This is a genomic window from Paenibacillus sp. W4I10 (genome assembly GCF_030816325.1).
Taxonomy (GTDB): Bacteria; Bacillota; Bacilli; order Paenibacillales; family Paenibacillaceae; genus Paenibacillus; species Paenibacillus amylolyticus_B.
The window spans coordinates 5,482,900-5,506,395 of the sequence record NZ_JAUSXX010000001.1; the positions used below are offsets into that span (position 1 = coordinate 5,482,900).

Consider the following 23,496-nt stretch of genomic DNA (forward strand, 5'->3'; position numbering starts at 1 on the left):
GAAGATCTGAGCATTTCCTTCCGCAATCAGGAAGGTTATCACGAAGTGTCTCCGATACGAGATGTTCAGAATTCCCACTTAAATAGACTGTTCCACCGGTGGATAACTCCTACATGTCCGGGGAACAGTCTATTTTTACTCGTTAAAAACTGAATCAACTTCAACTGTGCATTGTCCAATAGTATTCTTTGCTTCATTTTCTTCATATCGGTTATGAATTCTTCCCACTCCAAATTTCGATTAGTGGCCCATCCTGACCATAGACAGGATCGGTATCGGGGACAGGAACCTCTCGGATTTCCTGAAGAGCCTTGGCACGGTCGTTTTCCTCACCTGTGCGTGTGTTGTAACTCATGCCGCCCGGATAAGCACCGGCAATACGAAAATCAGTGCTGGACTCCAGACGTTTATGCCCTGTTCCAGCAGGAAGAACGACAACGTCGCCTGTTTGAAGGTAAACTTTCTGACCATGTTCTCCGCCTAAAATCAGTTTCACGAATCCACTCACCACAGCAAGAGCTTCATGAGCATTACTATGATAATGATGATAATTGAACACACCATTCAACCAGCTATTTCCCCATCCATTACGGTTCAGCAACGATTCTGCATGAAGAACCTCTTCAGCCCATACGTTTTTATACAAAAGCACAGGCAGGGTCGGATGATTGGGAATTACACCGTCATCCTGAAGAAATAACGTCTCTATATTCTTTTTCCATTTACTCATCTCATATCACCTCATAATAAATTACCCGATAACCTCAAGGACGAACAAAAAACAATTGTAAAATGATACAAAATGTATCATTTTAAGGTTATACTCAGTACATAAACTCTCTTCAATGCACTCGTTGTATAAATCGCAAGGGGGAATCGTGTGTGAACATTGTTATTACAGGGGCTTCTGGATTTGTGGGATTTAATCTTTCACAGTATTTGGCGCAAAAAGGGCATCGAATTACCCTTCTGGATCGGGATGATTATTGTCAGAGGCTGGTTCATATCTCTCCTCTGCATGAGATGCCGTTCATCTGTTGTAACCTTGCATCGGACCGGATTCATCTACCTCCAGGAACAGATTACATAATTCATCTGGCGGCCATGCCACACGTGGATTATTCGTATCATCAGCCAGGGGAAGTTTTCCGCAATAATACACTTAGCACACAGGCTATCCTGCAATATGCTACGGAACATCACATTCCAGTCATGCTGGCTTCATCCGTTGAAGTATATGGCGGCGATTGGGGCAGAGTCTATCATGAATCAGATCCGTATGCGCCCGTCTCTCCTTATTCTGCATCCAAAGTTGCCTGTGAAATGCTGGCTCACTCCTATGCTCAATGTTACCAGCTTCCAGTCAAACTCTTTCGTTTGACCAACCTCTATGGACCATGGCAATTACCAGACCGTATTATTCCCCGAAATTTTGGTCGGATGTTGGATGGACTGACTCTGGATATTCAGGGATCGGCAGTGCGTGATTTCTTGTATGTAGATGATGCCCTCCGGGCCATTGAACAGATTATGCTGAAAGGCAAAGACGGACAGGTCTACAACATATCGACAGGGCTTGGAACAACCATGCAGGAGATCGGGGAGATATTGAAACCAATGGATCGATCCGTAGCTGCTGTAGAGATTCGGGAGCAGGAACCTACCCAATCCAGAGGATCCAGTCTGGTCGTGCACTCAGGCAGATTACGAGCGGAATTGGGATGGTTACCGCAAACCACGTTGGAAAAGGGATTGGAAAGAACCTTCCGCTGGTACCAGGAACATCCCGAATGGGTAAGGCAGTTCAGCCGTGAATATCATACAACAAGGGAAACGCGCAGTTTCATTATCGATATGGCAAGATACGCAGTTCCAGCAGTATAAAATGCACAAAAAAAGCCAGGGAAGGGTGTATTGAGTAACACCTTCCTTGGCTTTTTTGCGCCTCCGTCTCATTTTCGGATAGCTTCCGAACACGGACGGTTAAGCTATTTTAAAACGATCTATTGCACGAATTCTTCGTGCTTTCTGAGTTTTACATCAAAAGGATCTAGTGATCTCTTTTAACGTCGGCAATTTTATCCTGTACAGCACCTTTGGCTTTGTCTTTTTTACCCTCAGCCTGAAGGGATCTGTTATTGGTTGCATTACCGATCTGATCCTTCACTTCGCCTTTGGCCTTGTTTACGCCTGCTTTGATTTTATCGCCAGTTGAATTACTCATATCGAACATCTCCTTCGTTGTCTGGTGTAGTCCTTATTAACCGGGATGTCCGGATTCTAAACGTTCACTATTTCATGGCGGTCAGAAATTACTTCTGGATATTCTGTCAGAAATGATCTGTACGAAGAGTCAGTATAACTATAGGCACTGCTTAATCGCATGCTTCATTAAAGGAATGAGAGGATGTTATGATATGAGCAATTATATTGGAAATGGTGCGTATTGCTACGCCAATTCAGCTTCAATGCTGCTGTCGTCCATTGGAGAAAAGATAGATCCCGGTCTGCTTGAAACCATCGGTGGCTTTTCACTAGGGGCCTTTCGAACGCAGGAAAATCTCCTTTTTTTTGATAACTGTACCTCCAGTCCTGATCTGGCGATCAGCAAGGCGATGAGCATTCTGGGATTTAGTGTGCGCGAAAGTGTGCAAATACGGGGTACAGAGATGCCTGTAGACGAGCTAAGAGAGGCTTTGAAGCAGGGCCCTGTAATGATGGGGCCGCTGGATATGGGCCAACTCGTCTACAATCCCAACTCTCCCAACCTGGGTGGTAGCGATCATTATGTAGTTGCGCTCAATATGAGGGGCGATGAAGTATGCCTGCATGACCCGGCTGGATTTCCGAATGTACTCCTGACACTGGATAAACTTGAGGAAGCATGGAAGTCTGAATTCCCATGGAGTAGTGGTGTGTATCGACGATGGTGGAGTCCTGAACGCATTGAACATCCTGATCTGGAGGAGATTAACCGCCGGGCTTTTACTTGGTTCAAATCAACCCTTACAGAACAGACCCATGATATTGCTGCACAGGAAGGACGAACCGGAGCTTCAGCCATTCTGCATAAGGCGGAACAGGTTCGTACTGGAGCAATCGATGGTAATGAGTGGGCTCATTATGTGTATTTTGCTCTGCCAGTAGGCGCGCGTCGTGCCCATGATTATGGTTTGTTTTTTAAAACAATCCATCCTGACCTTTCTGCTTTGAAATACGCACAATCCCGCCAATTCGGGGAATGCCAATCCCGTCTTGTCTCTCGGAACTGGGAGGCTGCTGCGACAATCATGGTGGCACTCGCGGAGACGGAAGCCATGATCGAAGCTTCTATTTTGAAGATGGAGTAATGAAAGTGAAGCGGCGCTATAAGAAAGGGAGATATAAATGGATGGATTAACTAACAATCGCCATATCAGGCCAGGGGAAGATGAGATATTAGAGGATCGGCAAAAGGAGCCGGATATCGCGCTTATCCAACGAGCCCAAACTGGGGATACAGAGGCCTTTGGAGAGTTGATTTACCGTTACCGTGGGCAATTGTTTCGTTATGTTCGAGCACTTACGTATGATTCTTATCTCGCAGAAGACATTTTACAAGATGGGCTTATTCGTGCGTTCATTCATATGGGACAGCTTCAGAATGCTGAGCGTTTTATGGCCTGGATGCAGCGCATTGTGCGTAATCAGGCATACACACATATGCAGCGCCAAAAGCAGCAGCGGGAAGAACATTTTTCTTCGTTCTTTGCATTTGGATTTGGAGCCGATGATGCCTCATGGAGCGATCAAGACTCGCTCGACATAACGCTGAATCATCTTTTGAATGATTCAAATCGGAGATCGCAGGAGACAGGCTATGATCCGTATCAAGCTGTTGCTCAGCAGGAAATGAGGAACAATCTCCACAGGCTGTTGGGTTGTCTGAATGAAAGAGAACAACAGGTCTTCACATCATATTGGATGGAGCAGCTGTCACCGCAAGAAATGGCCTGCAAATTCAATCTGACAAGTGCCAATGTGTATCAAGTTCTATCTCGTTCACGTAAAAAAGTGGCTCAGCTTCATATTCATTTATCTGTAGAAGAAATGCTGGCAGAGTGGAATTCACTCGGGCAAAATCGATTGACTCTGGAGGAACCTCTTTCGTTGCGGTCTCCTCAAACCTGGAACTCGGCAGCAGCATCCATTCACGAGATGTTAGGTTATATCGGTCCATCTCCATCTCTCCCCATGGTTATGGGGATGAGTGGACTTTCTTTTCGTCTGACCATCCTGCCTCAGGACATACATATCGCTGGACCCACCGCCTATAACTTCAAAGAGGTGCTTACCAGAGGATTGCAACATATGGGTTATCGTTCCCATGCGGTTGAGGCTTTGGCGAGCGAAGCCGGTCTCAATGCCAATCTGGTCGATCCTTCGATGCTAGAGGAGAAAGCGAAGGGGAAAAGGTTGCTTAATCCAAGACTTGTTCAGGCCCTCTCCCTGATACGTTACTCCATTCATCGGGGAATTCCGGCCGTCGTGTGGGACCTGAATATTCCCGAATTCGGGTTGATATATGGTTATGATGATGCAGTCCGGACCCTATACGGTACCGATTTCATTAAATCGGGAACAATTCCCTATGATCATGTAGGCCGGGGTGTGAATCAGGAAGTATTTGTACTGGCAGCGGAATCGGATGGCATGATACGAGAAATGAACTTGCACGCGGCACTGACAGCTGTGTTGGCTCATTATCGTGGAGAGGACCCGTATACCTTGCCGAACACAGTCAGTGGTGTGACTGCCTATGCAGTCTGGAGAGAAGCCCTAGAATACAGACGGGTAGAACCAAACGGTCACGCCTATAACATTGCGGTTTTGTGGGATGCAAGACGTTATGCAAGTGAGTTTTTCAAAGAACTTTCTCTAAAGTGGGCTTCGACTGCCTGCTATTCCAGCTTGATTCCATTCTGTCTTCAGGCAGAAGGGTTATATCGAAACATGTCCCAAAAGTTAAATACACTCGTGGAATTATTTCCTTTTCCAGATGGAGGACTGCCTAATGAGAAGCTTCATGCTGATCAGGCTATCTCGATACTTCTGGAAGTAGAGGAATTGGAGCGAGCCGCCGTCGTTGTAATAAAAGCGTTGCTTGAAGGAATGGATCAGCATTCCCCAGAAATAGTTATGGTGTGACCTAATTGTAACGATCAGATTGGGCAAACAGCGGAAACAAATATCAGGAGGCAGGGCGATCCGTCAGGCCTTCGTTCTGTCTTTTTTGCATTCGTGACGCAAGAGGTTCATACTTGAAAGAGAAAAGTGTCTCAATGATGGAATAAGGCCGAGCCCAACGCTGCATAATAACGACAGTGACCAATTTCGTTGCATGATTATCGAGATATTGGAAAACAATTCCTGAAATTTTGGATAAACGAATCCTTCCTTGTGTACATATCGCACATCTGGTCATATGTGATCTTGTCTTAATACCACATGTGGTAGGAATACGGATCTTGGACAGGAGGATCGGCGGATTTAGTCTGCCTTCATGGGTTGACAAAAAGATCGATTTTGTTACAATGTTCACAATATCTTCACAAGTGTAAAAAATTTCTTTTTCATGTTCATGTGTAAGAGGTGTAATATAAGGGTATAGAGTTCGGTTTCGGCCTGCTTGTCGTTTTGTGCGTCAACACATGTTGTCCGCAATAGATCCAAGATACAATGCATGATGTGGAAGTAGCCGTGAGCTACGCTCATCCTATTGTGTGAAATTTGGTACATTTAAATGTATTCGATGTATTTTGTGGTTCGGCTCTGCTTGACAGGCATCATGAAAGTCGCGGACTTCTATCCCAAAGTAAAGGAGGACTTTCTCTTATGTCACAATCGCCTACTCAACAAGAGGTGCCAGTTACAGAAGGTGCCAACGTTTCCGAGCGCCAGTCCTTGGACGTTCTGGATCAACTGATGAAGCCTGAGGTACAGGAGTCTTTAACCGTTCTGGTGGAGAACCTGCCTAAATTGGCTGAAATGGTTACTGCTATGACAAAAGCTTATGACTTTGCACAAAGTGTAGCAACAGACAAAGTTCTGATCAGCGACACAATGAGCGCAATGGGCGAGTTCGCTAAGCCTGTTGTAGACAAAGCTAAAGGGGTAGCTTCTGCTGCCATCGAAGCCAATGACCGTGCGCAAACAGAGCAAACTTCAGTTGGCTTGTTCGCTATGCTGAAAATGCTTAAAGATCCAAACGTACAACAATCGCTTCGTTTTGCTCAATCTTTCCTGAGCATTCTGAACGAGCGTCAACAACAGAAACGTTAAGACTTAGAAGAACGGAGGATGGATATGTCGAAGCAAATTTTGATCTTGGGTGGAGGATACGGCGGTCTGTTGACTGCATTGACTGCACGTCAATACTTGTCTCCGGAAGAAGCGACAATTACTGTCGTGAACCGTTACCCTACACACCAAATTATCACGGAACTGCACCGTCTTGCAGCGGGAAGCATTGCTGAACAAGCAGTTGCTCTTCCACTTGAAAAATTGCTGCGTGGCAAAAACGTGAACTTGAAAATCGATACGGTGGATACAATCAAGCCGGACGAGAAAAAAGTTCTGATGACCAGCGGCTCCACATACTCTTACGATGCACTTGTCGTTGCCTTGGGCAGCGAAACGGCATTCTTCGGAATTCCGGGCTTGCAAGAGTACAGCTTCACGCTCAAATCGGTTAGCGATGCAAACCGTATTCGTGCACACGTTGAAGCACGTCTTGATGCTTACAAACAGTCCGGCAACAAAGCAGACGCTACGTTTGTTATTGGTGGCGGCGGCTTGACAGGTATTGAGCTTGTTGGCGAATTCGCTGACCTGCTTCCTGCAGTATGTCAAGAAAAAGGCATCGACTTCAAAGAAGTATCCCTGTACACAGTTGAAGCAGGTCCTTCCATCCTGGCAGGATTCCCGCCAGAGCTGGTTGAGCGTGCTAAATCAAGTCTTGAGAAACGTGGCGTTAACTTCATCGTTGGCGTAGCGATTACCGAGATGAAAGAAAATGAAGTTCTGCTGAAAGACGGCAGCTCCATCCCTACGAACACACTTGTATGGACAGGTGGCGTACAAGGCAACGCTGTTGTTGCAAACAGCGGAATTGAAGTGGATCGTGGCCGTGCGAAAGTTACGGAAGTTCTGCAATCTACTTCTCACAAAGACGTGTTTGTTGCTGGTGACAGCGCAGTGGTCTTCCCTAGCGAAGGCGCTCGCCCTTACCCTCCAACAGCACAATTGGCTTGGCAAATGGGTGAGACTATTGGTCACAACTTGGGCGTTATGTTCAAAGGTGGCGCAATGGAATCCTTCACACCAGTATTCTCCGGTACGCTGGGAAGTCTGGGTCGTAAAGATGCTGTCGGCATGATCGGTGGCAACCAGACTCGTCTGAAAGGTCTGCCTGCAACCATGATGAAAGAAGCAAGTAACATCCGTTACCTGGCTCATATTCACGGTTTGTTCGCACTGGCTTACTAATCTTAATGCCATTCAAGGGCGCCCTTTTGGGCGTCCTTTTTGGTTGTCACGATTACAAAGAATAACAGATATTCAGATGGGAAAAAGGTGCGGCTGAAGTGGTCGATGTGAGGTCGCGTATAAAGTACCTAGGGGATATGGCATATTAATGGGACAACGGAAGACTTCACATTTCATAGATGTACTGAACGGACATGAACCTGGAAGCCGGCGCTTAGAAGCGCCGGCTTTCGTTTAAATTATAGGATGAGCATCTTTAAATAAAAGGAACGGGGGAGCCGCATCAAGCCATCCGTTCAACTGAGAGGAGAAATGACGTATGAACGTTTTAGTTATAGGAGCAAATGGACAAATCGGCAAGTTGGTGGTGGAGCAGCTGGCACAGGAAGGCAAACATAAAGTAACGGCCATGATCCGCAAACCGGAGCAGGCGGATGCACTGAAGGAACTCGGTGCAGATGTGATAATCGGTGACCTGGAGGGTAGTGTGGAGGACTTGGCTGAAGCAATGAAGGATCATAATGCGATTGTGTTTACTGCAGGTTCTGGCGGATCTACCGGTCAGGACAAAACACTGCTGATTGATCTCGACGGTGCGGTGAAAACGATGGAAGCCGCAGAGCAGCAAGGAATCTCCAGATATATTCTGGTCAGTGCGTATGGCGCAGATCAACGGGAGAAATGGTCAGAGTCCATCAAGCCATATTACGTGGCTAAGCATTACGCGGATCGTGCATTGTTTGCAAGTGATCTCAATTACACGATTATTCGCCCAGGTGGTCTGAAGAATGAACCGGGTACGGGCAAGATTGCAGTAGGAACCGATCTGGAGCCGGGAAGTATCCCGCGTGAAGATGTGGCCCGTGTAATTGTGGCTTCTTTGCAGGAAGAGAAGACGTACCGAATGGCCTTTGATCTGATTGCCGGGGAGCATCCAGTTGAAGATGCCTTGGGCAAATTGTAGATGTTATTGTAAGATAACGGGAGAATGAAATGATGGGGATGAGGGGGAGCGCTGCATGAACGAAGCCGTGCTGGTCATAGAGGATGAGCCCAAAATAGCACGTCTGCTGGAACTGGAACTACAGTATGAGGGATATCAGGTAGGCAAGGCGGGTAGTGGAACAGAAGGACTGGAAAAGTATGCAGAAGGACAGTGGGATCTTATTTTGCTTGATGTGATGTTACCTGGTCTGAGTGGAATTGAAGTGTTGCGGCGAGTGCGGGCCAAAGATGCTACGGTTCCGATCATTATGCTCACCGCCAAAGATTCCGTGGAAGACAAAGTATCCGGTCTGGATCTCGGAGCCAATGACTACATCACCAAGCCGTTCCAGATTGAAGAGCTGCTTGCCCGAGTTCGGGCGGCTTTACGGCTTAGTGCAGTGGCGTCTGTTGTTTCTTCTGCTTCTTCGTCTACACCTGCTGATACGGGGAATGACTCTTCTGGGCATCAGGATGAAGCTGAGGCAGGCTGGTTGACGGCTGCCGGGTTGAAACTAAATGAAGGAACGCGAGAGGTATACCGAGATGGTGTGGCCATTGAGCTTACTCCACGTGAGTTCGACTTGCTCGTGTATCTGCTTCAGAATCAACGTCAGGTGCTCAGTCGTGACCAGATTGTGCAGGCCGTGTGGGGATACGATTATTATGGAGATACCAATGTGGTGGATGTGTACATCCGTTATGTGCGCAAAAAGGTGGATAACGGATTCACACCGCCCTTAATACATACCGTACGGGGCGTAGGTTACGTCCTGAAGGAACAGTTATGAGCCTGCGCAGTAAAATCTACGGATATTCGTCTGTATTATTTGCTGTGCTGTTAATCGCGGTGAACCTGTCCGTCTATATCGTGTTTGAACGAATGTCGATTGATAACGAGGTTAATCGGGTGGAAGCGGAAGCGGAGTCTATTGTCAAAGGAGTACGTCAGTCTGCCGGCTCCATTCCGCCGGATGACTTGCTGCGGGCCTACGCGCCTGTGAACGGCATGCTTCGGATTGTTAATGAAGACGGCACCAGTTCCCCGGTGACAACAACATCAGCCTCCGAGCAGCTGAGCAAGCTGCCCTATAAGTACGAAAGTGAGAAGAAATCGGAGTATACCCAAGTGGAACAGATTGGCTATGTGTGGGTTTCTGTCCCGGTCATCTGGCCTGATGGTGAGGTGGTGAATGTACAGGTCACCGAGAGCATAGCAGAGACGGAGAATCGTCTGTCTGTACTGCGTACCGTGCTTGTGGCAGTCACGATTATTGCCCTGATTCCGGCCATTATCTCCAGCCGAATTCTCGCGAACCGGATGACCAAACCGATTCAGCAGATGACCCGTACGATGAGTGACATTCAGTCCAGCGGACACTTCAAGCGTCTTCCTCTGGAGGAAGGATCGAAGGATGAACTGAAAACGATGGGACAGACGTTCAACCGGATGATGGATTTGCTCGAATCCAACTTTGAACGACAGGAACGATTCGTATCGGATGCATCTCATGAACTCAAAACGCCGCTGACCATTATTGAGAGCTATGCGAGTCTGCTTCAGCGGCGAGGAAAAGAGCGACCTGAAGTGTTCGATGAAGCTGTAGAAGCGATCCTGTCCGAATCGGTTCGCATGCGGGAGATGACCGAGCAACTTTTACTGCTTGCGAAGCAGCCAGAGCAATGGAATGTACAGTTGGAGCGTGTGGATATCACGAGAGTTGCAACAGACTCCACACGTGCGTTTCGCGAAGCCTATCACCGCGAAGTCCGGTGTGAAGATCGAGGTCCAATCTGGGCGATCAGCGATGAGAGCAAGCTGAAGCAACTGTTGTTTATTTTGCTGGATAATGCCCGGAAGTATAGTGAAGATGCAATTGAAGTCAGGCTGGAAGCCAAGGGACAAGAGTGCCGAATTCGGATTGTGGATACCGGGATTGGGATACGGGAGGACGAGCTGGAGAAGGTATTTGACCGATTCTACCGGGTTGATCCGGCCAGAACACGCAGCTTGGGCGCAAGTGGTTCGGGTCTGGGATTGTCACTTGCCAAAGAGCTTGCAGGAGCAGTTGGAGCACGGATCGAACTGACTAGCACCGAGGGTGAGGGCACCGAGGCATCAATTATTTTGCCAATATCCGTTCAGAACGGGCCGCTCTCATGAAATTCTCATTCTTCTCTTATATACTGATAAGCATAAGATCAACTGGGGAAGATAAGAGAGCTATAAGGGGGAAACGTGATGACAGAGCATGAGCAGCGACCACCGGAGATGAAACGGCATGAACAGGGGAATAGCGGATGGGCGAAATCGCGAAGGTCACTCTGGTGGGGTGCGGGGCTTCTCGTTGTGCTGATTGTGGCAGCTGTGGTGTGGTGGAAGCCGTGGCAATCGACGGGTGCGGTACTTACGGCAGATGCGGCAGCTCAATCCGTACTGGATCAATATCCAGGGGAGATTGTGAATTCCACGTTGAAGGACGGGACGTATATCATGCAGCTCCGTTCGGAGACCGGCCTATATGATGTGCAAGTGGATGCCGTTACAGCTGCTGTGAATTCCATTAAACGGCTGGAGTCGAACCCGCAAGCGGAAGAGAAGACGTTATGGAGCCGCGAGCAGATCAAGACGGCGTTGTTAAAACAACAAACAGAGAACCAATTGGTCTCGCTTGAACTTGTGGAGCAGCAAGGCAGTCCGGTATACACCGCGGTAATGAAGGCTAAAGATAACAGCCGTGAAGAACTCACGATTGATCCGTACACGGGAGAGACGATATCTTCCAAAACAATAACAGCCCCGACAACTGAACCAACCAAGGATGATCCCAAACCACAGTTTCTGAGCGAAAAACAAGCCAAGCAGAAGGCACTTGCGGAGGTTCCGGGGGAAGTGGACGACATTGAACTGCGTGGAACCAATAGCGGGAATCCGTATTATCTGGTTGAAATTGATCTGGCGGATGGCCGGGAGGCTATTGTGCAGGTGAATGCCATCTCGGGAGCGATTCGTTCGGTGACTTGGGATGAGGACGAGGATTAAAAGTTAAAGTTCAGAAGAAAACCCTTTGAATACAGGGTTAAATCGCTTCAAAGAGATGATTCCTTCATTCTAGGGGATCATCTTTTTTCATAAATGGACAACAAATACCTGTTAAATGAGCACTCTCTTCATTTTCTCATCAAATTCTAATCTAACTCTCGCTGATCTCTCATTCCTGCAGGTTATTCTATAAATGTAGACGAGAACGAAAACAACAATAACGAGGAGATGAATGATGATGATGAACAAACATAAACTTTGGATTGGCAGCTTGTCAGCAGCAGTATTACTTGGTGGATCGGCCGTAGCGGCTAGCGGGAATGTGAACGGACAATCGGTGCAAACTACACCAACGTCAACAACACAATCTGCAACACAGAATCAGAACAGCACAGGTAAAATGCTAAATGCATCACAAGCGAAAGCGTTGGCGTTAAAAGCGGCCGATGGTAAAGTGGATGACGTGGATCTGGAGCGGAGAAACGGCCAAACGTTCTATGAAGTTGAGATTGACAGAAAAGGAACCCATGATGTTGTCGTTCGTCTGGATGCTTATACAGGCAAAATCCTTGCGGTCGTGAATGATGAAGACTACGATGACGACGACGATTATAAAGGTACTGCAACAGGCAACACGTCTAATAACTCTGCTTCCAAGCAGGTCAAATTGACAGCATCCCAAGCTTCAAACATTGCGTTGAAACAAGTTACGGGTGGTAAAGTAACCAAAGTCGAGCTGGATCATGATGATGGTCGCTATGTGTATGAGATCGAACTGAGAACTGCTCAAGGTGAAGCAGATGTAGATATCGATGCCAACACAGGTAAAGTGTTATCGTTCGACCAGGATTTTGACGACCAAGATTAAGCAATAAGGGCGAGTATACGCCGATAAAAACATCATATAAAAACCTGCCTATGAACAGCCACACAGCTAGAGATCGTTACATCATGGAGGGGCAGGGCAGGTATAGCAGAGGACGCTTCGGGGGAAGCGTCTTTTTGCTGTTGATGGAGAGAGCGGAGTATATAATTGTACATCTTCCGCCGGATTGTTCACTATTCGAGCAGGAACGTGGCGGATACAATCGGAATCAAGGAGGTGAACGCCCAGCCAGTATTGCCAGGAATTCTAATGCTGAAATGCATCATTGATCGGAGGCAGATGAGACATATCGATTTTAATTTTATGTAAGCGCTTCATAAAATACATGGAGGTGCATTACGATATGGCTATGAACGATGGATGGTTGAAAAAGAATACACATTCACGTCGCTTTACCCGCCGCTTGAGCTATCTGCTTGCTTTGGTTTTGGCGCTGCAATCAATAGGTATGCTGCTTGCACCCGGACCGGATGCTTCAGCTGCTCCGCTTAGTGTAACGAACGGGATACAGTTCAAGGATACCAATGGCAATGTCGTTCATGCCCATGGAGGCGGGATGATCAAGGCAAATGGGTATTATTACTGGTTTGGGGAGAACCGCAATCCGAATGGAACGTTCAAGGCCGTGTCCGTGTATCGTTCATCGGATCTGAAGAACTGGGAGTACCGCAATGATGTGCTCACCAGCAGCTCGGCAGCCGAGTTAAATATCTCCAACATTGAACGCCCAAAAGTCATTTATAACAGTTCGACTGGCAAATATGTGCTGTGGATGCATAAAGAGAATGGTCTGGATTATGGCGAGGCCCGAGTGGCCGTAGCTACTTCCAATACGGTTGATGGCAAGTACACGTATGTGGGCAGTTATCGTCCTCTTGGGTATGATTCCAGAGATATGACGGTGTACAACGATAACGGAACGGCTTATCTGATCTCCGCGACCCGAGTGAATGCAGATCTGAATATATATAAGCTGACCCCGGATTTCCTGGGTGTGGAATCCCTTGTCACAACGCTGTGGCCCGGACAATATCGTGAAGCACCTGCCCTATTCAAAAAAGACGGTGTCTACTTCCTGATCACCTCGGGTGCGACAGGCTGGAATCCAAATCAGGCCAAATATGCGACAGCCTCCAGCATTACAGGCACATGGAGCGGTCTTAGCAATTTTGGAGACGGCACAACGTATGGTTCCCAATCTACCTATGTCGTTCCAGTAGAAGGTTCACAGACCACATCCTATCTCTACATGGGTGATCGCTGGGCTGGTGCATGGAGCGGACCTGTGCAGGATTCCAAGTATGTCTGGCTGCCACTTTCATTCCCGAGTGCAACCAGTCTGGCGATGAACTGGGCCAGCAGTATTACAATTGATACAGCAACAGGGACCGTGACAGGAGTGAGTACACCGGATGTGTGGGACCCGAATGCTTCATATCAGCTGATTAGCCGTAAAAGCAATAAATTACTGAATGTCATCGGGGGTTCTTCCGCCAACGGTGCGGATCTGGAGCAGCGAGCAGATGGGGGGACGACAAGTCAACAGTGGCAGATTACCGATGCGGGTGGCAGCTATTTCAAAATCATCAACCGTTCCAGTGGCAAGCTAATTGGTGTGGAGAATGGTGCCACGACCGATGGGGCTGTCATTGAACAGTGGAATGATGGTGGCTGGGACAGCCAGCAATGGCAGCTCGTCCATGTAGGTGGTGGTTATTATAAACTGAGGAACCGCAGTACAGGCAAGGTCTTGGATATCTCTAGTCAATCCTTGGCAGATGGGGCTGCGGCCATCCAGTGGACGGATAATGGCGGTACGAATCAGCATTTTCAGATTGTTAAGGTGCAGTAAGACTTTTTAGATATTATAAAATAAGGTTCAAAATAAGGTGGAAGCCCTTGTCTCTTACCATAAGGTGGGACAGGGGCTTTGTGATGTATTCACGCATGTTACGTGATGCTTTTACTCGAAAGGGATATCCAGCTGATGGCTCATATTGTGACCTATTTCCGATCATTACCATCCCAATCTGTGGTAAACTAGTAGAATTGTAGAAAAAGATAGAGACAGGAGCTGGATAACGAAGTGAGTGAACAACAAGTGCTATCAATTGAAAGCTTGCGTATGAGATACAACGGACGTTATGTGCTGAACGGCATCGATCTGGAAGTGAAGCGCGGTGAGATGATTGGATATATTGGTCCAAACGGGGCTGGCAAAAGTACGACGGTTAAGATTTTACTCGGGCTGGTTGAAGGGTATGTAGGCACGGTGCGAATCTTTGGTAAAGATATTGCGGATGGCGATGTGGAGTATAAACGCAGAATCGGCTATGTTCCGGAAGTGGCGGAATTGTACGAACAATTAACGCCTGCGGAGTATCTGACTTTTACGGGAGAGTTATACGGTATGTCCTATGAAGATGCGGATTACAAAGCCAAGCTATTGATGGATTGTTTTGGACTGGAAAAATCATATCATTCCCGCATTGCATCCTTTTCCAAAGGTATGCGTCAGAAAGTGCTGTTGATCTCTGCGCTGCTGCATGACCCGGATCTGTTGTTCCTGGATGAACCGCTCAGCGGATTGGATGCCAATAGTGTGATGGTGGTCAAAGAGATTTTGTCACAATTGTCAGCCAAAGGCACAACGATCTTCTATTCGTCACACATCATGGATGTGGTGGAGAAGATCAGCAGTCGAATTGTACTGATCGCTGAAGGACGCGTCGTGGCAGACGGAACGTTCAAGCAGCTCCAACAGCAGTCCATGGAGGGTACATTGACATTGGAGGAAGTATTCAATCAATTGACGGGTTTCAATGAGCACATAGCCATTGCTGAGCGTTTTGTATCGATTGTGCAGGAGGTGTACTGATATGGAGGAATCCTCCGACTTCCGCACACTCAAGATTCTGGATTGCTTTCGTCCGCTCATCGCCAGAACAGGGGCGGATTATGATGTGCTGCGCCTGATTTTGCGAGTGAAGTTCCAGATGGATCAACGTAGAGTACCTACCATTTTATCCAACAATTCAGGGAAAAAGGAGCGCAAGGAAGGTAATCAGTTTCTTCGTTCCCTGTGGTTGTATGGATTAATGGGACTGATGATGGTTCCCTTCATCGTCTGGGATACGGGGCATTTCATGCTTCAGATGGGACTTGTGTTTGGAATCTTAATGTTTATGATCATGACGTCCATGATCTCGGATTTTTCCTCCGTGCTGCTGGACATCCGGGATCGCAATATCATTATGACCAAACCCGTTAATGGACGAACGGTGGGTATGGCGCGAGCCATCCATGCGGGCGTATATCTGCTATTGCTGACGGGTTCATTAACCGGTATACCGCTAATTGCCGCGTTGGTGACGCATGGGATCGGATTCTTTCTGATCTTCCTTGTAGAACTGATTCTGATCAATATGCTGATTCTGGTGACAACGTCTCTGATCTATCTGTTCATGATGAAGTTTCTGGATGGTGAGAAGCTGAAGGATATGATCAATATGGTACAGATTCTGCTTTCCGTGGGGATTGCAATCGGTTATCAGCTGGTCATCCGTTCGTTCAGCATTATTGACTTTGGTATGGTATTTACCCCGGCATGGTGGCAGCTGCTGTTGCCTCCGTTATGGTATGCGGCCGCATATGAATGGTTATTTGCAGGGGGCGGGAATGTGTGGATCTATACGTTCACAGCACTTGCAGTCTTGGTTCCGGTGGTGAGTATGATCGTATATGTGAAGCTGATGCCTTCCTTTGAAATGTATCTGGAGAAAATGGCACACTCGGGTCAGTCATCTGGACGCAGACGCGGAACATGGGATCGTTTGATCTCCAAGGTGGTCAGTCGTTCGAGAGAGGAGCAGGCTTGCTTCCGTCTGTCAGCCAGCATGATGCGTAACGAACGGGAATTCAAGCTGAAGGTGTATCCATCGCTTGGTTTATCCTTTGTTTTGCCTTATATATTTTGGTATACCCAATTGCAATCCTCCACCTGGGCGGAGTTTAGGCAAAGTTCGTTCGTATACACCTTTTACATCGTGCTGATTCTGGTTGTAACGGTGGTAGTCATGCTGAAATTTTCGGGACAATACAAGGCGTTCTGGACCTTTCGCGCTGCACCGATGGCGGATGATAGCGCGTTATATAAAGGTGCTCTGAAGGCGTTCCTGTGCAACATGTTCCTGCCTATATTCTTAGCAAATGCTATTTTGTTCACCTGGACATTTGGATTACGGATACTGCCGGATATTGCGATAATTATGCTGACAGCTACGGCGCTTGTGCCACTGGCAGGCAAATTGTTGCTGCGTAAGCCGCCGTTCTCCCAATCTTTCAGTATGGCACAGCAAAGTGATGGTTGGTATGTATTCGCCGCCCTCCCTGTACTCGCCATGTTATGGGGAGTCCATGTCTTCTTCCGTTCGATATCGGGGGGCGTATGGATCTATGGTGCGCTACTGATCGTGGCGAATATGTTACTGTGGACGCAGTTGTATGGGGAGAAGAAGACATCGGAGAAGAGGTCGGTTGCAGTTTGAGAATAGAGTAGTAGAGAAAGAGAGTAAGAGGGCTAAACAATAAGAGAGGGTAAAAGAGCTAACCTGGACACGGATGTCGGGGTTAGCTCTTTTAATAGGTGATACTACCCTATAGATACTACCCCAAAGAAATCTTCGGCCGCAGCGCTAACGAACCTGAGACAACCTATTCGGGGAAAAAACATGAAATATAAATTCTAACGAACCTCAGGAACGCTATCCTTCGGAAAAGTAGCTATTTAGCTTGAAAAAGGACCAAACTTGGCACAATAACGTGTCTGAGATTCGTTAGATTTTAGATCCATGCTAAAAGGACCAAATAGCGTGTATCAGGTTCTTTAGAATGAAGTAAAGCAGTGGAGGTTCCCCAGGAGGGGGCGCATTATCTTGTATGGCCTGCTCGGAGGATGGATTCCGCCAGCCGATCGGCTGCATCGGCTGTGGAGATCGCAGATTGCGTAGCTTCTGCGTATACCTTGCTCAGCGTGCCTGCAATCCCCGCCACCTTTTGGCGGATCAGGTCAGGCCCGGCGCCTTCCAGCTCGTAGGCGGTTGAGATGATTCCGCCTGCATTGAGCACATAATCAGGCGCGTACAGGATCCCGCGCGCCTGCATGCGGCCTGCAACCAGCTGTCGTTCACTCAGCTGGTTGTTGGCCGCCCCGGCAACGATGGAGCAGCGGAGCTCCTCTACCGTTGCCGGGGTCAGTACGCCCCCTAGGGCACAGGGGGCGAAGACCTTGCAGTCAGCGGCGTGGATATGGGCCGGATCGGCCGAGATGGCGCCGCTGAACTGCACAAGGGCACGTTGTACACGCTCCGGTACAACGTCTGCCACAATGAGCCGTGCCCCGGCTGCATGCAGGTAACGGCACAGGGCATACCCGACCTTGCCCAGTCCCTGGACGGCAACGGGAATGCCCTGCAAAGATGCAATGCCTTGCTGGCGCAGCGAGGCCACAATGCCGATGTGTACGCCGTAGGCGGTCATCTCGGCAGTGAAGTCATCCTGCGCCCCAAGCGAACCCGTGGTGTCCGTCACATGTGCGGTCTCCAGTCGGATCTGGTCCATGTCTGTCGCCGTGGTACCCAGATCAAGACCGGTCACGTACCGTCCGTTCAGCCGCTCCAGACAACGACCCAGTGCGCGAAAGCGCTGCGCCCGCTTGGATACGTCCGTACCCAGGCTTTTATCTATACGATCAGCAACCTGATCGGTGACGACTTTCTGTTCAGCGGCAGCGCCCTTATGCTGCTCTACCCCTAGATCTCCAGCGACCTGCTCACCACTTTGAGATCCGCAACCATCCTCATCCGGTTTTGCATTCTTCGCAATAGGCACATCCCACATGACCACTTTCCCGCCACCATACGGCAGTCCGGAGATTGCATTTTTGTATGTCATGCCTTTGGCAAGCTTCACAGCATCCCGAACAGCTTCTTCCTCGGACGCATACGACCAGTAGCGGCATCCGCCGAGCGCAGGTCCAAGGACCGTGTTATGAATGGCAATGACCGCCCTCAATCCACTATCTGCATCATGGCAAAAAATGAGTTCCTCCATGCCTTCCCGCTCCATCTCCTGCCATAGCTGCATGACGGTACCCCCTTTTTGTTTTGACCCATCCATCCTGGTTCTGACCTGATATCCTGTGCCAGCGTGCTTGGCTTTATGATGATACAGCATATTCAAAGACCCCCGTTTTCGACCCTGGGACCTCCGCCGGGTTGATAATCGGTACAAACGGTTCTATAATGGCAGTTCCGGCATGCCAGAGAGCAGAAAATGCCTACGGATTTACATCCACCCGTTTAGAATGAGGGTATAACGTCCAATGATGGAGATAGAGCGAACATACAGGAAGCATAGATGATACGAAATCGTCGAGGATATGCAGCAAAGGGCCAATTCCGTTGTGAAGGCCAGGAAAGAGGGATTGTGATTGTTTAAAATATTGGTATTTATCTTTTTGATCCAGATTGTATATGTATCGGCTTATACATTACGGATGATTCTGACACTCAAAGGCCAGAAATATATCGCCGCACTGATCAGCATGGGTGAGATTGTGATCTATGTGCTCGGTCTGAATCTGGTACTCAAGTATTTAACCCAACCATCTGCCCTGATCGTCTACGCGGTAGGTTATGGACTCGGTGTATTACTAGGGGCCTGGATCGAAGAGAAGATTGCCCTCGGTTACGTTACCGTTAAAGTAATCTGTAACCAGATGGGAAGCAACGTTGCGAATGCCCTGCGGGACAAAGGATACGGTGTTACTGCGTGGGTGGGTAGTGGACGTGACGGAGATCGGCTTGTGATGGAGATTCTGGCGAAACGAAAAAACCAGAAACTGCTCTATCAGACGATTCTCAGTCTGGACCCCAAAGCATTTGTCATCACTGTGGAGCCCAAACAGTTCCATGGCGGCTTCTGGACACGTTCCATCAAAAAGTAAAATCGAGCAGGTCTGCGGCAGATGCAGTCCTGCTTTTTTAATTTCATCCCATCTGGAATGTTCTTGTTACCACGATATATCCCTGAAACCTCACTTCCCAAGTTAACTCTGTACGATTCAAGGTTGCTTACAGTACAAACCCTTACCATACCAGCCTTTCCTAACCACATGTGAGATAGGGATTATTGTTGTAATCGCTTTCAACGCTTACATTGAGAACATGTCCTTCGTAACTTGGCATGGCAGCGATGGACGAATGTCATCATCATATATTGGGAGGAATGGAATCGATGAAAATCAAATTTCGAAGTTTATGCAGCACAGCCCTGGCTCTAACGTTGGGGTTAACTTTATTGTCCGGACCGGCAAGTGTGCAGGCAGCGGGTAACGCAGATTACAATCTTACAGGCTTCTCCCAAGGGAACGCGGGCGGCGGCATCATTAGCGAATCAAACACAGCCACGTATAAGAAAGTGTATAATGCGACCGATCTGGCACTGGCTCTGAAAAAGAACTCCGGCGTCAAAGTTGTTGAGATCATGAACGATCTGAATCTGGGATGGAATGAAATTCCGAGTGCAGCGCAGACTTCTCCTTTTGCCAAGCATAATGATGCGCTGACGCATCCCGTATTAAAACAGACCGGTGTCAGCAAGCTCACGATTGACGGTTTCAATGGACTCACGATTTTCTCCGCCAATGGTTCCAAAATCAAACACGCTGCGATCAGCGTGAAACGAAGCTCGAATGTCATCATCCGTAATCTGGAGTTCGATGAGTTATGGGAATGGGATGAATCCACCAAAGGTGATTACGACAAGAATGACTGGGATTACATCACCCTGGAGGAGAACAGCAACGTATGGATTGATCACTGCACATTTAATAAGGCCTATGACGGACTCGTGGATTCGAAAAAAGGAACCAGCGGCGTGACCATCTCCTGGTCCCTCTTCAAAGGGGATGACGGCAGCTCGAACAGCTGGGTTACCCAGCAGATTAACGAATTGGAAGCGAATAAGGCTTCCTACCCCATGTACAACTACCTGCGCAGCAGTGCTGTAGGTCTCAGCAAAGCCGATATTATCGCTATCTCGGGACCACAAAAGAAAGGACATCTGGTCGGTTCGACCAGCCTGGAATCAGCTAACGCGAACCTGTCCATGACGCTTCACCATAATCTGTACAAAGATATTCAGGACCGGATGCCACGCCTGCGTGGAGGCAACGCACATGCTTACAACATCGTGATGGATTCGACAGGGGCACGTGCCGCTAAAGCCAAAATTACAACGGCGATGGCAACAGCGATTGCGTCCAAAGGTTATAAGTTCGATATCATTGGCAATGGGGCAATCTCCACAGAGAGCGGAGCCGTATTGGTTGAGAAATCAGTCATCAAGGACGTTCTTTATCCTGTTCGCAACAATCAGACCGATCCGGCAGACCCAACCTATACCGGCAAAATCAGAGTGATCGATACCATGTATTCTTTGGATGGAAGCTCATTCCGTGGCAGCAGTGATACGTCTGGTAGTCCACTGGCGCCAATCCCGGCCGTGGTGAAATCGTTCTCCTGGAACGGTTTCTCGACACTTCCTTACAGCTATACCACAGATGATCCATCTACGTTGAATGCACGTCTCATTGCTTCCAATGGGGCGGGTTCAGGTAAACTGACCTGGTCCAAGGATAATTGGTTGAAGACAAGTTATTGATACCAGAGTAACCTGTTGCTTTTACGTTCTTCAAATAAGGAAAAGAGTGCTCCTGCAGCTACGATAGCCGGGAGTGCTCTTTTTATATGAATCAGCTCCATAAACAGTTTCGCGGGCCGACTTGAAAAGTGACTCCTTGTTAGGGTGGATCATCTCCAGCTACAGCATGTGTTGGTCTCCTGGGTAAACGTTGTAAATTGATATTTATCTTCATTACCCCAGTGAGTAATTTATGACAAATTATCCATTTTTACAAATTCACCTTGTAATTTTACTTACCGGTAAATATAATTTATTAGAATTGACCACTTATTTACCAATATACAAAAACGAGCAAGTGAATATGAGTTGAAAAATATAACACTTGTGCAATGGCTCATAGAAGGGGGGAGTTGAATTCGGAGAACCGATCCAGCTCTTGAAGATTGTCGAAAGGATGGTGAAGCAGCTTGGATGTATGGATATACTCCGCACTTACTCTTGTTTATTTGATACTTGTTGTTCGGATGGCCGTCTATTTAACCCAGCGGAAGCAATGGCTCGATTATTTCAGTTTTCAGCTATTTGTAGCGTTCAGCTTGGCATATGATAATGGAATTATTGCTGTAGGTAATTTGATAGGGGAAGGGGAAGTGTTAATGGTTCTCAGTAGCCTTCGATTTTGGCTGCATGCCTTTGCTACCCCTACCCTTATTCTTGTTGGCTACCATATCTTGCGCAGCTCAGGTGCCAAGTTTGCAAATAGAAGTATAACGAGTGTGGTGGCATGGCTGATAACTTTAGGTCTGGTTATCTACCAGATTGTAGGCTTTACTTTATCCGAGGTTAAAAATCTCAAGGTTATAGAAGAGTATGGAGTACTGAGATATATGGCAGAAGGTCATGGAGGTCCGCCAATGATGGTGATCATCGTGGGGCTTGTACTCTTATTGGTTAGCCTGATCGTTCTTTTCAAACATAAATGGGTTTGGCTGTTTGTTGGAACTGCATTGTTGTTTGCAGGGCAGTTAATCTCCCTGCCAGTGGAAAGTGGAACTTTAACCAATGTGTATGAGCTGATCCTCATCCTCTCGATTTGGAGAACGACTACATTTTTGAGGGGTTCAACAGATCGTCGCCGTCCTTAAGCCCCCATGCATCAGAAAAGACTGGCCAGTAAGATACAGGCCAGTCATCTGTGTTCGTTTATTTCATTTTTTAATTCAAATATCCATAGTATCTGATGAGGCAGACACAGCACTCACCGAGTCACGATAGATGATGTTGCCTTTCACGTGTACACGGCCGAAACTGCGGTTTGGGTTGTCGACCTTTTTGAGCATGGACTGAACTGCCGTGCGCGCCATCTGTTCCACATCCACTTCGACGGTTGTCAGCTTGGGATCGGAGAGCGTGGCATAGATATCATTATCAAAACCAACAACCGAGCATTGGCCAGGTACCTGAATATCCATGGAAGTCAGTTTCTGAACAAGCAGATGAGCGACCTGATCACAGTTGCATACAAAGGCCGTTGGCAGTTGCTCCGGCAGATCAATCTCAATAAACGTACCCCGTTCATCCCGATCATTCAGAACCAGATCCGGATTCATGAGCAACCGATGTTCCAGCAAGGATTTGTAATATCCGAGGAATCGATCCTGGATGCTACTTGTGGAATACAGGTTTCCCACATAAGCAATGTTACGATGGCCCTGCTGAACCAAATAGTTCGTCAGCTCATAGGCAGCGTAGAAGTTATCGGTAACGACGGAATCGATATCGGAATGTTCATCGTAGAAGTCGAGAAACATTTTGGGAACTTCCATCGATCGCACCAGTTCAATATACTCTTTGCTGATCTGTCCAAGCACGATGAAACCATCGACCTTGTTATCGCTGTATAGCTTGGGTAGCGTTAATTCTTCCTCATCCTCCACATTCAGAATGTGCAGAATGCCGTAGTAGCCCTGTTCCTCCAGATGTTTGGTGATGCGCTGGAACACGCGTACATAGAACGACTGCGTCGGCCCGGTAAAACGCTCCGGGATAATTACGCCAATATTATGGGTTAAGCCTTCCTTCATCGAACGGGCAGCGGCATTATACCGATAGCCCATTTGGGCAGCAAGCACTTTAATTTTTTCCTTTAATTCGCCACTCACGCCATCTTTATCATTCAATGCTTTCGAGACGGTCACACTGCTGACCCCGAGCCTGTCGGCGATATCCCGCATGGTGATATTGTTCTTCAGTATGGTCGCCTCCTTCAAGCCGGTATAGGCACAATGTGCTGTCATTATGATGAGTGTTTTCTCCGCACATAATAACAATCCATATCAGTATACATCGT

The 23,496-nt window shown here is 47.8% G+C and carries 20 protein-coding genes; 16 read left to right on the top strand and 4 right to left on the bottom strand.

Translation table 11 applies throughout. The features are described 5' to 3' along the window. Nucleotides 1–211: 211 nt before the first annotated feature. Nucleotides 212–730 (bottom strand): cupin domain-containing protein, encoded by a 519-nt coding sequence (locus QF049_RS24695; RefSeq protein WP_307541327.1) that lies wholly within the window; start codon nt 728–730, stop codon nt 212–214. Between the two features lie 152 nt (nt 731–882). Between QF049_RS24695 and QF049_RS24700 the strand changes: the two genes are divergently transcribed. Continuing rightward, complete coding sequence (locus tag QF049_RS24700; RefSeq protein WP_307541328.1) at nt 883–1,884, top strand: NAD-dependent epimerase/dehydratase family protein; 1,002 nt, start codon at nt 883–885, stop codon at nt 1,882–1,884. Between the two features lie 166 nt (nt 1,885–2,050). Here QF049_RS24700 and QF049_RS24705 read toward each other — a convergent pair whose 3' ends face one another. Then, nucleotides 2,051–2,224 (bottom strand): CsbD family protein, encoded by a 174-nt coding sequence (locus QF049_RS24705; RefSeq protein WP_307541330.1) that lies wholly within the window; start codon nt 2,222–2,224, stop codon nt 2,051–2,053. 193 nt (nt 2,225–2,417) lie between these two features. Here QF049_RS24705 and QF049_RS24710 point away from each other — a divergent pair, with 193 nt between their 5' ends. The 12 genes from QF049_RS24710 (at nt 2,418) to QF049_RS24765 (ending at nt 16,987) form a co-directional block, all read left to right on the top strand. Continuing rightward, on the top strand, nt 2,418–3,350 hold the full coding sequence (locus QF049_RS24710; RefSeq protein ID WP_307541332.1) for a cysteine peptidase family C39 domain-containing protein: 933 nt from the start codon (nt 2,418–2,420) through the stop codon (nt 3,348–3,350). A 37-nt stretch (nt 3,351–3,387) separates the two neighbouring features. Continuing rightward, entirely contained in the window at nt 3,388–5,187 is a 1,800-nt protein-coding gene (locus QF049_RS24715) for an RNA polymerase sigma factor (protein ID WP_307541334.1), read from the top strand. 687 nt (nt 5,188–5,874) lie between these two features. After that, a complete protein-coding gene (locus QF049_RS24720; RefSeq protein WP_124116740.1) occupies nt 5,875–6,321 on the top strand; it encodes a DUF1641 domain-containing protein in 447 nt (148 codons plus the stop codon). Nucleotides 6,322–6,345: 24 nt separating this feature from the next. After that, a complete protein-coding gene (locus QF049_RS24725; RefSeq protein WP_036606574.1) occupies nt 6,346–7,527 on the top strand; it encodes an NAD(P)/FAD-dependent oxidoreductase in 1,182 nt (393 codons plus the stop codon). Nucleotides 7,528–7,846: 319 nt separating this feature from the next. Further along, nucleotides 7,847–8,491 carry an SDR family oxidoreductase gene (locus tag QF049_RS24730; RefSeq protein ID WP_105600395.1) on the top strand — a complete coding sequence of 215 codons (645 nt, stop codon included), beginning with the start codon at nt 7,847–7,849 and terminating at the stop codon, nt 8,489–8,491. A 55-nt stretch (nt 8,492–8,546) separates the two neighbouring features. Then, nucleotides 8,547–9,302, top strand: coding sequence for a response regulator transcription factor (locus tag QF049_RS24735; RefSeq protein ID WP_307541338.1), 756 nt, complete (start codon nt 8,547–8,549; stop codon nt 9,300–9,302). Further along, on the top strand, nt 9,299–10,675 hold the full coding sequence (locus tag QF049_RS24740; protein ID WP_307541340.1) for a sensor histidine kinase: 1,377 nt from the start codon (nt 9,299–9,301) through the stop codon (nt 10,673–10,675). Before QF049_RS24735 ends, QF049_RS24740 begins: the two co-directional genes overlap by 4 nt. A 78-nt stretch (nt 10,676–10,753) precedes the next feature. Beyond that, nucleotides 10,754–11,554, top strand: a complete 801-nt coding sequence (locus QF049_RS24745) for a PepSY domain-containing protein (protein WP_307541342.1) — start codon at nt 10,754–10,756, stop codon at nt 11,552–11,554. 238 nt (nt 11,555–11,792) lie between these two features. Next, nucleotides 11,793–12,422, top strand: a complete 630-nt coding sequence (locus QF049_RS24750; RefSeq protein ID WP_307541344.1) for a PepSY domain-containing protein — start codon at nt 11,793–11,795, stop codon at nt 12,420–12,422. Nucleotides 12,423–12,783: 361 nt separating this feature from the next. Next, nucleotides 12,784–14,292 (top strand): RICIN domain-containing protein, encoded by a 1,509-nt coding sequence (locus tag QF049_RS24755; protein WP_307541347.1) that lies wholly within the window; start codon nt 12,784–12,786, stop codon nt 14,290–14,292. Nucleotides 14,293–14,526: 234 nt separating this feature from the next. Then, nucleotides 14,527–15,318, top strand: a complete 792-nt coding sequence (locus QF049_RS24760; protein WP_307541349.1) for an ABC transporter ATP-binding protein — start codon at nt 14,527–14,529, stop codon at nt 15,316–15,318. 1 nt (nt 15,319) lies between these two features. Beyond that, nucleotides 15,320–16,987, top strand: coding sequence for a hypothetical protein (locus QF049_RS24765; protein WP_307541351.1), 1,668 nt, complete (start codon nt 15,320–15,322; stop codon nt 16,985–16,987). A gap of 382 nt (nt 16,988–17,369) precedes the next feature. Here QF049_RS24765 and QF049_RS24770 read toward each other — a convergent pair whose 3' ends face one another. Next, nucleotides 17,370–18,584 carry a Leu/Phe/Val dehydrogenase gene (locus QF049_RS24770; protein WP_307541353.1) on the bottom strand — a complete coding sequence of 405 codons (1,215 nt, stop codon included), beginning with the start codon at nt 18,582–18,584 and terminating at the stop codon, nt 17,370–17,372. 346 nt (nt 18,585–18,930) lie between these two features. Here QF049_RS24770 and QF049_RS24775 point away from each other — a divergent pair, with 346 nt between their 5' ends. The 3 genes from QF049_RS24775 (at nt 18,931) to QF049_RS24785 (ending at nt 22,291) form a co-directional block, all read left to right on the top strand. Next, nucleotides 18,931–19,446 carry a DUF2179 domain-containing protein gene (locus tag QF049_RS24775; protein ID WP_091012544.1) on the top strand — a complete coding sequence of 172 codons (516 nt, stop codon included), beginning with the start codon at nt 18,931–18,933 and terminating at the stop codon, nt 19,444–19,446. Nucleotides 19,447–19,727: 281 nt separating this feature from the next. Then, nucleotides 19,728–21,164, top strand: a complete 1,437-nt coding sequence (locus tag QF049_RS24780) for a pectate lyase family protein (protein ID WP_483874752.1) — start codon at nt 19,728–19,730, stop codon at nt 21,162–21,164. Between the two features lie 449 nt (nt 21,165–21,613). Then, nucleotides 21,614–22,291, top strand: a complete 678-nt coding sequence (locus QF049_RS24785) for a hypothetical protein (RefSeq protein ID WP_307541358.1) — start codon at nt 21,614–21,616, stop codon at nt 22,289–22,291. Between the two features lie 75 nt (nt 22,292–22,366). Here the strand turns inward: QF049_RS24785 and QF049_RS24790 are convergent, their stop codons facing one another. Continuing rightward, the gene (locus QF049_RS24790) at nt 22,367–23,443 is read right to left on the bottom strand and encodes a substrate-binding domain-containing protein (RefSeq protein WP_307541360.1); all 1,077 of its coding nucleotides are present in this window, start codon (nt 23,441–23,443) and stop codon (nt 22,367–22,369) included. Nucleotides 23,444–23,496 lie beyond the last annotated feature (53 nt).